Source organism: Roseburia sp. AF02-12 (genome assembly GCF_003461765.1).
Classification (GTDB): Bacteria; Bacillota; Clostridia; order Lachnospirales; family Lachnospiraceae; genus Roseburia_C; species Roseburia_C amylophila.
The window spans coordinates 848287-861617 of the sequence record NZ_QTXS01000001.1; the positions used below are offsets into that span (position 1 = coordinate 848287).

At 41.3% G+C, this 13331-nt stretch carries 15 protein-coding genes; all 15 read right to left on the reverse strand.

Annotated elements, in window-relative coordinates:
• Positions 1-3 precede the first annotated feature (3 nt).
• The 15 genes from DV740_RS04215 to DV740_RS04285 all read right to left on the reverse strand — a co-directional run bounded on the left by DV740_RS04215 (position 4) and on the right by DV740_RS04285 (position 13296).
• Positions 4-1158, reverse strand: coding sequence for a phosphopentomutase (locus DV740_RS04215; protein ID WP_118087507.1), 1155 nt, complete (start codon positions 1156-1158; stop codon positions 4-6).
• A 104-nt stretch (positions 1159-1262) separates the two neighbouring features.
• Entirely contained in the window at positions 1263-1973 is a 711-nt protein-coding gene (locus DV740_RS04220; RefSeq protein WP_118087508.1) for a SpoIIIAH-like family protein, read from the reverse strand.
• The gene (locus DV740_RS04225; RefSeq protein ID WP_118057379.1) at positions 1970-2560 is read right to left on the reverse strand and encodes a stage III sporulation protein AG; all 591 of its coding nucleotides are present in this window, start codon (positions 2558-2560) and stop codon (positions 1970-1972) included. Before DV740_RS04225 ends, DV740_RS04220 begins: the two co-directional genes overlap by 4 nt.
• Positions 2557-3150 (reverse strand): stage III sporulation protein AF, encoded by a 594-nt coding sequence (locus DV740_RS04230; RefSeq protein WP_118087509.1) that lies wholly within the window; start codon positions 3148-3150, stop codon positions 2557-2559. Before DV740_RS04230 ends, DV740_RS04225 begins: the two co-directional genes overlap by 4 nt.
• A gap of 43 nt (positions 3151-3193) precedes the next feature.
• Positions 3194-4411 (reverse strand): stage III sporulation protein AE, encoded by a 1218-nt coding sequence (locus DV740_RS04235; protein WP_118087510.1) that lies wholly within the window; start codon positions 4409-4411, stop codon positions 3194-3196.
• Complete coding sequence (locus DV740_RS04240; RefSeq protein ID WP_117947070.1) at positions 4408-4791, reverse strand: SpoIIIAC/SpoIIIAD family protein; 384 nt, start codon at positions 4789-4791, stop codon at positions 4408-4410. The genes DV740_RS04235 and DV740_RS04240 overlap by 4 nt, the downstream gene beginning before the upstream one ends.
• Positions 4792-4800: 9 nt before the next feature.
• On the reverse strand, positions 4801-4995 hold the full coding sequence (spoIIIAC, locus tag DV740_RS04245) for a stage III sporulation protein AC (RefSeq protein ID WP_022243260.1): 195 nt from the start codon (positions 4993-4995) through the stop codon (positions 4801-4803).
• Between the two features lie 11 nt (positions 4996-5006).
• Positions 5007-5525, reverse strand: a complete 519-nt coding sequence (locus DV740_RS04250) for a stage III sporulation protein AB (RefSeq protein ID WP_158561511.1) — start codon at positions 5523-5525, stop codon at positions 5007-5009.
• Positions 5513-6460 carry a stage III sporulation protein AA gene (gene spoIIIAA, locus DV740_RS04255; protein ID WP_118087511.1) on the reverse strand — a complete coding sequence of 316 codons (948 nt, stop codon included), beginning with the start codon at positions 6458-6460 and terminating at the stop codon, positions 5513-5515. The genes DV740_RS04250 and spoIIIAA overlap by 13 nt, the downstream gene beginning before the upstream one ends.
• A gap of 517 nt (positions 6461-6977) precedes the next feature.
• Complete coding sequence (rpsU, locus tag DV740_RS04260) at positions 6978-7154, reverse strand: 30S ribosomal protein S21 (RefSeq protein WP_021737899.1); 177 nt, start codon at positions 7152-7154, stop codon at positions 6978-6980.
• A gap of 160 nt (positions 7155-7314) precedes the next feature.
• Entirely contained in the window at positions 7315-9978 is a 2664-nt protein-coding gene (gene alaS / locus DV740_RS04265) for an alanine--tRNA ligase (protein ID WP_330415585.1), read from the reverse strand.
• An 18-nt stretch (positions 9979-9996) separates the two neighbouring features.
• Complete coding sequence (locus DV740_RS04270) at positions 9997-10161, reverse strand: vanadium nitrogenase (RefSeq protein WP_117698712.1); 165 nt, start codon at positions 10159-10161, stop codon at positions 9997-9999.
• Positions 10162-10289: 128 nt separating this feature from the next.
• A complete protein-coding gene (locus DV740_RS04275) occupies positions 10290-11048 on the reverse strand; it encodes an MBL fold metallo-hydrolase (RefSeq protein WP_118087513.1) in 759 nt (252 codons plus the stop codon).
• Between the two features lie 10 nt (positions 11049-11058).
• Complete coding sequence (locus DV740_RS04280) at positions 11059-12363, reverse strand: amidohydrolase (protein WP_118087514.1); 1305 nt, start codon at positions 12361-12363, stop codon at positions 11059-11061.
• Between the two features lie 96 nt (positions 12364-12459).
• Entirely contained in the window at positions 12460-13296 is an 837-nt protein-coding gene (locus DV740_RS04285; RefSeq protein ID WP_118087515.1) for a purine-nucleoside phosphorylase, read from the reverse strand.
• Between the last annotated feature and the right edge of the window lie 35 nt (positions 13297-13331).

Here is a 13331-nt window from a genome sequence, read left to right on the forward strand (position 1 = left end):
CTCCTATAATTCCAGCGGCTCACCCGCACATTTTTGCTTTATGTCGAAGTAAGATAATATGGTTGCAGCAATGTCTGCAAAGCTGCTTCTTGTGCCATAGTTCTTACCCGGAGTAATATGTGCTCCATACATAAGAAGTGGTGTATACTCTCTGGAATGGTCAGTAGAAGGTGTACTCGGATCACATCCATGGTCGGCTGTAATCATTAAAATATCATCCTCTCGTAACTTTTCCAAAAGCTCCGGCAGCCGCTCATCAAAGTGTGTCAGTGCTTTTGCATAACCATCTACATCATTCCTATGTCCATACAACATATCATAGTCTACCAAATTTGTAAAACATAATCCAGTAAAATCTTTGTCCATATAGGCTGATGTTTTGTCAATTCCATCATCATTTCCGTTTGTTCGTACAAAATCTGTAATTCCACGCTCTGCAAAAATGTCTATGATTTTTCCAACAGACAATACTGTTTTCCCACTTTCCGTCAGCTGATCTAACATGGTAACTGCCGGCGGTTCTAAGGAAAAGTCATGTCTTCCTGCAGTACGGGTAAAATTCCCCGGTTCTCCGATAAACGGTCTTGCGATGACTCTTCCCACTCCGTTTTTCCCAGTCAGCATATTTCTTGCAATCTGGCAATCCCGGTACAGTTCTTCAATTGGCACTACCTCTTCATGAGCTGCCACCTGGAAAACAGAATCTGCTGATGTGTATACAATCAGTTTTCCAGTTTCCATATGCTCTTTTCCATAATCCCGGATAACCTCCGTGCCGGAATATGGACGGTTGCAAAGTACCCCTCGTCCGGTTTTCTGCTCAAATTCTTCTATGATTTCCTGTGGAAATCCATTTGGAAATGTTGGCAGAGGATGACTGGATATCACGCCTGCAATCTCCCAGTGTCCGATGGTGGTATCTTTTCCTTTGGACACCTCTGTCAGTCTGGCAAATGCACCTTTCGGATTTGCTTCTTTTCCTCCAATGTGGACTCCGTCAATATTAAAATAGCCCAGTGAGCGCATATTTGGCATGGAAAAATATGGACTTCGTGAGGCTGCAAGTAAGGTATTGCTTCCTTCATCATGATACTCTGCCGCATCCGGCATTTCTCCGATCCCAACGCTGTCTAATACAATTAAAAATACTCTCTTCATAGGCATTCCCTCTCTTCTCATGGTTCTGTCGGTTCTTTTTCTTATGCTATTATTATACTAATTTCAGCCCCGTTTTCAAGTATCTAAGAGCGGGGCTGCTTCCTTTAATTTGTCTGTTCTGTTGTGTCTGAATTTCCGGTAGTTTCTGTTGCCGTATTCTCCTGTGCAGTATTTTTCTGAATTGGTGTGATAATGATATTTTCTGCCTCAATGCCGGCTTTTCTCTTTACAATATCCTCTATTTGGGCACGTTTGGCATCTGTTACTTCTCCCATATCAAGTACCACATCCGCTGTATTATCAGTAATGCTGACAACTACATCCGTAAATCCTTTTGCCTCTAACAACATCTCGGCTGCATTTTCCCGTTCTGCAATATCCGTCATTGCCACCATCTGATTTAAGGCATCCTGCTTTGCAGCTTCATCTATATTTGTATTATTGATAATTTCCAGCAAAGTCTCTTTGTTTTTAGAACGTACCTGTTCCCGGCCCAGTTTCATTTCTGACGCATAATCCATGCTGCTGCTTGCCATGACGGCTTCGCCCGGGTTCTCAAGGCTCTCTTCAACCACACTGTCTGCCGCTGATACAGCTTCACTACTGTTATCTTCCGTATCGGTAAAAATATCTGCTTCCGCTAAGTCATCCTCTGCCGATATCTCATAAGATAAATCTGCCGTATCCGCAGAAGCCTCCATTGCCACCTTTTCATCTTTGCCATTCTTGTCGGTAAAACTTAAGTAACCAGCCACTGCTATCATCAATGCCAATGCGGTTATAATGAGTTGATTTTTCTTAAATACTTTCTTCATTTACTGTCCTCCAGTCCGCTCATTTTTACTATTTTTATTCTATGTGCTTCTACCTGAAATAATGCCAAAACCGCCTCGGAAATATTCTGTTTCACCTTCTGGTTATCACCACCGGATGCCACAATTAAAATTCCCTCCACTTTGGGAAGAAGTTCCTTAGAAACAAAGGGGGTATTTCCGGCATCTGCTTCCTCATATACCGTACTTTCCTGTAGCTGCTGTTCCTTTGTGCTTCTTACTCCACCAGTGCTGTCACTTTCCTCTAAAGAATTTTCAGAAGTATTTTTATCCTTTTCCACCACCTGCGTCCCACTGTCCTGATAAGTAATCATCACCTTTACATCTCCGGCTCCGTCGATTTTTTCTAAAATATCTTCTAATTTCCGCTCTATTTCATCCTTAGATGCCTCCATGGTATTATTTTCCTTTGAAATATTTTCTTTTGCTTCCTCTGCCTGTTTTTTTTCTTTTGTATCTGTGGGCAATGCGATAATCAGAATCAATATGCCTGCCAGGACTAAAATCATCCAATCTGACCGTTTTAGTTTCTTTTCTTTTATCTTTTGCATAAAATCCTGCATTTTCATCTTCTCACCTCTTCTATCTGAATCTGCGTCTTATCAACCAGATAATTTTCACATACAAATTTTTCTAATTCTGCATATTCCTGACTTGTATGCTCCTTTTTCTCTTCTGTTTCTTTTATCTCAATTGCCGGTATCTCAATATCCGAAACATGGACGGAACTATTTTTTTCAATGTTATCCCCAGACTTTTCAATCCCGATTGTAATACGTTCTATTTCATAAGTCTCAGTTAATGTTACCCTGCTGTATGCCACCGCATAGCCTTTCTGCCTTAGGGTATCCTCTACCTGCCCGCCACAGGCTTCTTCATATTGTAAACGATAATCTGCAGTCTCCGCACTGCTTATGGCATTTATATTTTGTACATTTTCAAGTTCCTGAAAGAACTGTGCCTGTTCCATATTCTGTATCAGCGTATCCTCATCAATTAACCTAGAAGCAATGGGTGCCATTACCGCCAGCAGAATCAGAATCCTAAGAAAGAAATGCACATATTTTTCATAAGTTTTATTCTGTACCAGATACAGCATCACATGTCCAATCAGAAAAAGGATCAGAATTCCCTTCATCCAGTTTAAAATTGCATCCATTTTATATTGCTCTCTCTTCCCCTTCTTATTTCTCTTCTTTCCTCTATCCCATAAGGAATCCGGATACTGCAGTAATCATGGCAATCGTCACAAGGAAAAGTACAAGCGAAGTAAGTAAAATCCTTGTAAGCAGCTGGCAGCCCAGACAAATGCCGTTCATGCTTCCTGCGATCCTCTTATCCGATACCGGTTCGGTTACTGCCGCTGTCACTTTATACATAAGACTCAGCAAAAACATTTTGCATAGTGGAAACATCACCAGCAAAAGTAAAATCAATACCCCGGCTGTTCCAACACTGTTCTTAATGACCATACCCGCTCCAAGCATCAGTTCACTGACTGCTCCTGTTATATTTCCCATTCCCGGTATCATTCCAAGTGTCTTTGTAACGGTACTCATTTTCAAGCGGTCAATGGCCGGAACCACCATGGTCTGTACCACATTCAGACCAATGGTTGCTGCAATCGCACATTTTAAGCACCAGCGGATTATTTCTTCCATCAGTTCACACATTCTGCTAAAACGTTCCCCTTCTATCATATAATTCATAAATTCCATCATGATAAAGATTTTCGTCATTGGCACCAGACAGGCAAGCATTCCCCACTGAACAATATAAACCACGATAAAAGCAATCTGGTAAAATCCTGCCGCTGTAAAATTTGCCATGGAAAATGCCAGAGACATACCAAATACTGGAATCAGCATATTCATAAAATCTACAATCTGATTCATTGCCGTTACCACAATATCACTCATCATCTGATAGGACTGCAGCAGCAGGACTATCATCTCCATATAAATCAGGAAAAAGCAGACCTCCGATATATAAGTATTATGAAAAATATCGGAGAAATTTTTAAGAAATGCACAGCTGATTGCCAGTAAAAGAACGGTTACCAGTATTGCCTTATTATCCTGCAATTCTCCCCACAGAATCCTTCCCACTGCCTGCGTCAGCTTTTGTCCGTCACAGGAAAAGTTTCCGGTTGCCAGCTCTTTAATCAGTTCATAGAAACTAATCTCTTCTGTAGCATCCTGTTCCTTTAAATACTGCTCAATCTCTGATAAATCCAGCTGTTCCATAAAATCATCCGTATAATCCTTATCCGTCCCTGTCCTGCTGTTATCTGATGCTGCTGATACGGAAGATGCCTGTACAAGTCCTTCTGGCATGAGCCAGAACATGAAAAATATAATGAAACATCCTGCCGTTCTTACAAACATCTTAAACGCATTTTTTAATGGTTGTTTCTTCATAAAAAAGCCCCTAACGTTTCAATAAATCCCATCAGCACCGGCATACTGATTAAAAGAATCGACAGCTTGGCAAAGATTTCAATTTGTCCGGCAATTGCCTGATACCCGGATTCTCTGCAGATATCTGTTGCAAATTCTGCTACATAAGTAATTCCAATCATTTTTAAAATCATGGCAAGATACCTTCCATCTACAGGAATCAGCTCCACCACACTATTGATGTAAGACAATACAAGCTCCAATTTTCCTATCAGAAAGATAAAGATGCAAATACATGCCACAATGCTGATTAAAATGCTGTATTCGCTTTTGTAATTTTTGATAAAAAGAGCAAGGAAAACCGCAGTGATTCCCAGTAATCCAACCTGAATAATATCCATATTTCTCCTCTACAACGAAAATAGTGACTTCATCGTTTCAAACAAATCATATATGTATGGAACAATCCAGAACAGCACAATCAAAAGTCCTGCCAGACTGGTTAAAAATGCATGTTCTTCTCGCCCACTGTGCTTTAGCACCTGGCTGATTACCGTCACCAAAATACCGACTGCCGCAATTTTAAATATCAGGTTTACGCTCATCTTCTCCTCCATTAAACCAGAATCAGCACCAGAAATATTCCTGCAGTAGCACACAGGTACATGCTGACTTTTATCCTCTCTCGCATCTCTGTCTGTTCCCTTTGAATCAAAATATTGATTCTCTCTATCAGTATCTCTGCTTCTTTTTCAAACAGCCCTCCGCTTCCCTGTTCCAAAAGCCTTCCGCACTCCAAAAACAGCTGTCCTTCCTCTTTCGTAAATATTTCCCGGTTCTCCCATGACTTCCATGCCTCCTTCCAACAGCTTTTCGGACTGCTGTTCTCATACTGCATCAGTTCCTTATGAACCTGCATAAAAAAGGACTGAAAGCCTTCCGGTGCATGATGCCCCAATTCTGCAATAATATCCGGCAGCGGCTTCTTTAAGCTCTGCATATCTCCCTGTATTTTCAGCATACATTCCCGCCAGTCTAAAAGCCCTTTATAATGCCGCTTTATCTGCTGCATCCTGTCATAACCAATCCCAACTGTCCCCAAAAGTATCAGCACAACTCCTATCAATCGGACCATATTTTTTCCCATGCCCCATCATAAATCATAAAATGTCTTCTTCCACCATCATCCTTTTTTAAGATGACATACCGCTCAAAAATCTTTTGTTCTAGCCATTTTTGAAGTTGTTCCTTTTGTTGTAACTCCAACATATCAGCCGCGTGAATGGTTCCAAGAATACTGCAGCCACAATGCAATACTTCATCCACTGCCTGAAAATCTTCCATGGAACCAAGTTCATCCACTGCAATTACATCCGGCGACATGGAACGAAGAAGCATCCGCATTCCCACAGCCTTTTTACACCGGTCTATCACATCTGTACGTATGCCAAGATTATTCTGCGGTATTCCATGGCAGCAGGCTGCTATCTCAGAACGTTCATCTACCACCCCTACTTTAAAGTGTATTCTGCTTGTCTCATCTCCGGAAATCAGACGAATACTGTCCCGGAGCAGGGTTGTCTTTCCAATCCCAACGGAAGATACGAAAAGCGTATTTCTCACACTCTGTTCTGTTCTGATAAAGGGCAGAATTTCCTTTGCACATCCAATCTTCTGATGTGCAATTCTTATGTTCAATGATCCGACATAAGCAAGCTGTTCCACCTTTTCTCCCTCCATCCGGATCTGTCCGGTTACTCCTACCCGGTGTCCACCTTCTAAGGTCAGGAATCCACTCTTTAACTCTTCTTCATAGGCATAAATGGAATACCTGCTTAAAAAAGTCAGCATCGCAGAAATATCACTTTCCTTTATGTAATAACTTCCTTCCGCCTCCACACTTAATCTGCCACTTAGCTTATCTAAAAAATATTCCTTTCTCCCATCCCAGAGAATCATCGGCTGGTTTATACGAATGCGTATTTCCTCTGTCTCCTTTAATTTATCTTTATTTGCAAGCAGCATTTTCCGAAGCTCTGCCGGGAAAATCTGAAGTACCTGTTCTAACATTGTTTCCGGGGTCACTCCTTTCTTTCGGTCTATCAATATATTCTTTCTAGTCTACTTGCGTAACTACGAGAAACATGCGTAAAAAAGAATGTGCCTTGGCACATTCTCGCACCTGCAGCGGTCGCTTGCGACATCTACCTTATACGCCGCAGTGCGCATCCTCGCGGAGCATTTTTTACTTTACAGGAAAGCAATTTCCTGTAAAGTAAAAAAGTCGCAAGGATTTCTCCTCACGACTAATATATGACTTGTCTTATAAAATATGCTCTAAAATTTGTTTCCCTCCTACAAAACCTGCCACCGGCAGTTTCTTACGAATGCTTGGCAACCCATAAGCTTGGCAATAGAACAGAGAATGTGCCTTGGCACATTCTCGCGCCTGCGGCGGTCGCTTGCGACATCTACCTTATACGCCGCAGTGTGCATCCTCGCGGAGCGTTTTTTACTTTACAGGAAAGCAATTTCCTGTAAAGTAAAAAAGTGAAAGCTGCCACAAATGTGACAGCTTTCTATCTTATTAGTTGTACTTACGTTTTCTTGCAGCTTCCGATTTTTTCTTACGTTTAACACTTGGTTTCTCGTAATGCTCTCTTTTACGGATTTCCTGCTGGATACCAGCTTTCGCACAGTTTCTTTTGAATCTGCGTAAAGCGCTATCTAACGTCTCGTTTTCTTTTACGATTACATTTGACATTGTCTCACACCTAACCTCCCTCCAGTTGCGTATTGTGCATATTCAACTGTTTGGGTAATTTTATTGCACTACCAAAGATTATAGCATAATTTTCCCGTACGTCAACCGTTTTTTTGCTGTTTTTCCAATTTTCCGGAAAATATTTTTAATTCAGTATATTTTATGCTAACTGCTGTGCAAGAACAGTCTTTGCTTCTGTCAAAGCATCTTTGATGCCAGCCGGATTCTTACCACCGGCCTGAGCCATATTTGGACGGCCACCGCCGCCTCCGCCAACCTTCGCAGCAATTCCCTTGATGAGGTTACCGGCATGTGCACCCTTGCCCATTGCTTCCTCAGTTGCCATTGCAACAAGATTTACTTTGCCATCACAATCAGAAGCTAATACGATAACACCTTCGCCAAGCTTCTCTTTGAGCTGGTCTCCTAAGTCTCTTAAACCATTCATATCTACACCGGAAACGCTGGTTGCTAAAAGTTTCACACCAGCTACTTCCTCCACCTGATTCATAACATCACCTAATGCATCCTTTGCCACTTTGCTCTTTAAGGATTCATTTTCAGACTGTAATGCTTTTACTTCGCCTAATACATGATTTACACGCTCAACAAGATTTGCAGGTGTCGCTTTTAATAATTTTGCAGCCTCTTTTAAGGTTTCTTCTAACTGGTCATAATATTCAAATACACCTTTGGATGTCAGGGCTTCAATTCTTCTGACTCCAGCCTGAATTCCAGCCTCGGAAATAATCTTAAATGCCTGGACTGCACTTGTATTGCTTACATGGGTACCACCGCAAAGCTCGGTAGAAAAATCTCCCATTTTTACAACACGGACGTTATCACCGTATTTCTCACCAAATAATGCCATTGCACCGGTCTTCTTTGCATCCTCTAAAGACATTACTTCTGTTATAACAGGAAGAGCTTCTGCAATTTTCTGGTTTACAATGTCTTCCACTTTGGTAATCTCATCTGCTGTCATTGCTGAGAAATGTGTAAAGTCAAATCTTAATCTGTGCTCGTCTACATAAGAACCGGACTGCTGTACATGGGTACCAAGTACTTCTCTTAAGGCTTCCTGAAGAAGATGTGTTGCACTGTGGTTCTTTCCGATTGCAAGTCTTCTGTCTACATCAATGGAAAGTTCTACTTCATCACCGGTCTTAATCATTCCCTTGGTAACTTTACCAATATGTCCGACTTTGCCGCCAAGCATCTTTACGGTATCTTCTACTTCAAAGACAAAGCTTCCGTCCTTGCTGCTGATAACACCGGTATCTGCTACCTGTCCACCCATGGTTGCATAGAATGGAGTTCTCTCTACGAAAATAGTTCCAATCTCGCCATCGGATAAAGCTTCTGTGATTTCAGTCTCGGTAGTCATTACTGTAATCTTAGAGGCATAAGTATTGTTCACATATCCTACAAATTCTGTCGTAATACTTGGGTCGATGGATTCATATACGGTAACATCTGCACCCATGTAGTTGGTTACTTTTCTTGCTTTTCTTGCTTTTTCTCTCTGCTCTTCCATTGCAGCCTTAAATCCGGCTTCATCAATGGTAAATCCTTTTTCTTCTAAGATTTCCTGTGTCAGGTCAAGAGGGAATCCATAAGTATCATAAAGCTTGAAAGCATCCTCTCCGGATAATTCTTTCTTTCCTTCTTTTTCCAGCTTGTCCTGCATCTCTGCTAAGATAGCAAGTCCCTGGTCAATTGTTTTATTGAATTTTTCTTCTTCCTGGGATAATACCTTGAAGATGAAATCTTTCTTCTCCTCTAATTCCGGATAACCATCCTTGCTCTCACGAATAACAGTATCACTGAGTTTTGCCAGAAACAGTCCATCAATTCCAAGTAATCTGCCATGTCTTGCAGCACGACGAATCAGTCTTCTTAAAACATAACCTCTTCCTTCGTTACTTGGCATAATTCCGTCGGATACCATAAAGGTTACAGAGCGGATATGGTCTGTAATCAGACGGATAGAAACGTCATCTAATGCATCCTGCTGATAAGTCTTTCCTGATAATTCACAAATCTTATCACGGATTGCTTTCATAGTATCAATATCAAATACGGAGTCTACATCCTGCATAACAACTGCCAGACGCTCTAATCCCATTCCGGTATCAATATTTTTCTGGGAAAGCTCGGTATAACCACCTTTGCCATCTCCTTCAAACTGTGTAAATACGTTGTTCCATACTTCCATGAAACGGTCACACTCACATCCTACTTTACAGTCAGGACTTCCACAGCCATATTTTTCTCCACGGTCATAATAGATTTCAGAACATGGTCCGCAAGGTCCTGCACCATGCTCCCAGAAGTTATCACATTCTCCGGTTTCCGGGTCACGATAGAATCTGGTAATTTTCTCTGCCGGAACACCGACTTCTTTGGTCCAGATTTCAAATGCTTCTTCGTCTTCTCCATAAATAGACGGATACAGGCGCTCCGGGTCAAGCTCTAACACTTTTGTCAGGAATTCCCATGACCATGCAATTGCTTCATGTTTGAAATAATCACCAAAAGAGAAGTTTCCAAGCATCTCAAAGAAGGTAAGATGTCTTGCTGTCTTACCTACATTTTCAATGTCTCCGGTACGAATACATTTCTGACAGGTTGTCACTCTTCTTCTCGGCGGAATCTCCTGTCCTGTAAAATATGGCTTTAATGGAGCCATACCAGCATTGATAAGCAGAAGACTGTTATCATTATGTGGTACTAAAGAAAAGCTCTTCATTGCCAGATGTCCTTTGCTCTCAAAGAATTCAAGATACATTCTTCTTAAGTCATTTACTCCGTATTTCTTCACAATAATTCCTCCAAAAAACTATTTTTCTTCCTTTTTATCTTCATGTAATGCCAGTTCCTTTGCATCTTTCCGTTTCCGCAGTGCAATACCTGTAAACACACCGAGAACTGCAATTGCAACCAGAATCACAAAAATAACTACATACTGTAAAAAACTGCCTCCAAATGCGAGAAAATTATCCATACATTCTTCCTCCTGTTTTTAACTACGGGAACCACTTTTTACCGATTTCCCGTGTAACGAAATAGTTTCCTTCCCCTAAGCAGGAAACGTATTAAGTATAGACCAATTAATGGCATAATTCAAGAATTTCATTTGAGATTGTCCATATCAAATACCTGATTTTCTTTTTCGATATCCATGATTCGGTCCGTATACAAATGATTATCACATTTTTGCTTGTATTTTTCAATGGCAGAATAATCCTGCCACATATGCATCGGGAATACATAATCAGCTTCCACATTTTTCATGAAATAAGCCAAACCAAGGTCAGTATACTCACCAAGTCTCGGGTCTAAAACCACAAATGCCACATTGATATGCTCACCTTCTAACTTGCGTATCTGGTGTCTATAGTCCCGCTCCATCTTGCCATTAATCAGCTCTCCCACATGCTCCATCTTCCAGTTATGAAGGTCTCCTGCATGATAAATGGTCTTGCCACAGGTCTTTACCAAAAACGCCACACCGGCATCCGTGGAACGAAGGGTTCTTACCTTCACTTTTCCGATTTCATATTTCTTATCCGGAATGACATATTCGATACATTTCTTTGCCCGCTCCGGAATACCGTGTTTTTTCATAAAATTCGGGCTCATTTTGGTATCTTTTGACAAAATAAAATGAATGTCTTCATAATCCTCTGCCAGTTTTAAAATATTCATATCAAAGTGGTCCTGATGCTTATGGCTTGCAAAGAAATAAATGGATTTGTCTTTGTCAAATACCGGAAGCACTCCGGTAAAAGTATAACCGGTTACACGGTTTCCTTCAAAATAATCAAATATCAAAACCACATCTTCCATTTCCACCACAAAACAGCTATGATGTACAAATATTACTTTCATATCGTTCCTCTCATTTCATTCTGCCAATAATTTCATTTGCTTTCCGGTATATTTCTTCCGGTTCAAATCCAATCTGAAATGTGTTATCTTCATAAAGAATTTGTCCATTTACCATAGTAAGCTTTACATTCTGTTTGCTTCCGCTGTATACAATATTCCTGACGAGATTATTTTCCGGCTGCATATTCGGCTGTTTTAAATCAAGCATGATTAAATCTGCTTTCTTTCCTTCTGCCAGACTATCGCATTCATTTAATCCCATGGCTACAGCTCCTCCTGTCGTTGCCATATAAAGTACTTCTTCCGCGCCAACACAGGCTGCATCCTTTTCTCTGACCTTTGCCAGACCGGTAGTTAAAAACATTTCCCGGAACATATCAAGGCAGTTATTACTTGCCGGGCCATCTGTTCCGATAGCAAGATTAATTTCCTCTTTTATAAAGCGGTCAATCGGTGCGATTCCGCTTGCCAGCTTCAGATTCGATGCAGGATTCGTTACTGCCGTAAGATTTCTCTTTCGAAAAATTTCAAAATCCTCATCTTCAAAATATACACAGTGATAACCACCGCCGCCATATTGAAACATTCCAAGCTCTTCCATCAGCCGGGTCGGTGTCATTCCATAACGCTCCTTACACTGTTCTACTTCAAGTGCAGTCTCGGAATTATGGAAATATACCGGTGCATGCAGCTTTTCGGATAATGCTGCCACCTGTTTTAAGTGCTCTTTTGAGGTGGTATATTCCGCATGAAATCCCGGCACATAACCGGTTAAGTCACTCATTTCATTGACTTTATGATAAATTTCTTCCATCTCTTCAATGGAGCTTGTGAAATCATTGAAGCTGCTGACCTGCATGGTCCGGAATCCACAGTCTATGGAAGCCTTTGCAATTGTCTCCGGAAAGAAATACATATCAAAATTTGAAGTGATGCCACTGGTCAGATATTCCATGATTCCAAGAATACTGAGCCAGTATATATCATCTGCCGTAAGCAGTGCCTCTTTCGGAAATACCTGCTTTGTCAGCCAGTCCTGTAATGGCAGGTCATCTGCATAGGAACGCAAAAACGTCATTGCTGTATGGGTATGGGCATTTTTAAAGCCTGGCAGCAGCAGGTTTTTCTCTGCATCAATTTCTCTGTCCCAAAGAATCATTCCTGCCGGCTCTTTTTCAAAAACACGTTCCGTATCAAGACCATCCCCGATATAGATAATCTCATTTTTCTTTACCCACAATTCTCCGGTTATCACCTGAAAAGAATGTCCCTCTGACGACACTAAGATTCTGGCATTGTAAAAACGTATATTCATACGCAATCCCCTCCTTATCTTCTACCTTCTCCTGATAGATGGCTGCCTCTTACATTTAATTTCTATAGCTGCTTCCTGCTATACCGTTTTCTTTTCTTACAGATGTGTTTTCATACCGGTAATAGAATCGGTCACCAGCTTTTTAAACAATGGTGCAACACGATCTGCTGTCTCCTGAACTTCACGGTGTGTCAGGGAAAATGGTGAAATTCCTGCCGCAAGATTTGAAATACAGGAAATACCGCAGATTTTCATCCCCATATGATTTGCTGCAATGGCTTCACAGGCTGTACTCATGCCTACCGCATCTGCCCCCAGTACACGGCACATGGAAATCTCCTGTGGTGTTTCAAAATTCGGTCCTGATAACTGCAGGTAAGTGCCTTCCCGAAGCGGAATATCTGCTTCAATGGCAGCTTTTCGGATTATTTTCTGTAAATCCTCATCATAGATATGGCTCATATCCGGGAACCTTTCCCCCAGTTCATCGATATTTGCCCCGATTAAAGGAGATGGTACAAAGCAGCCAATCTGCCCGGTAATCATCATCAGATCTCCGGCTTTCATTCCCTGCTGTATTCCCCCTGCAGCATTGGTAAGAAAGAGTACCTTTGCTCCCATCATTTTCATTAATCTTGTTGGTAGCACAACATCCTGCATGGAATAACCTTCGTAATAATGCACACGTCCCTGCATACATACTACCGGCACATCCCCTACATAACCGAATACGAAGCGCCCCTTATGCCCCGGTACCGTTGATATCGGAAACCCTTCAATATCGTGATAATCAAGCACTGCTTCCACCTTCATATTCGTGTCAGCATAATCTCCTAATCCGGAGCCTAAAATCAATGCTGCCTGTGGTTTAAAATCAATCTTATCTTCAAAACACGCATAACATTTTAAAAGCTTTTCATATACTTCGTTCATGCTCTTCACTCCTTTTAACAATTATACCTTCCTAT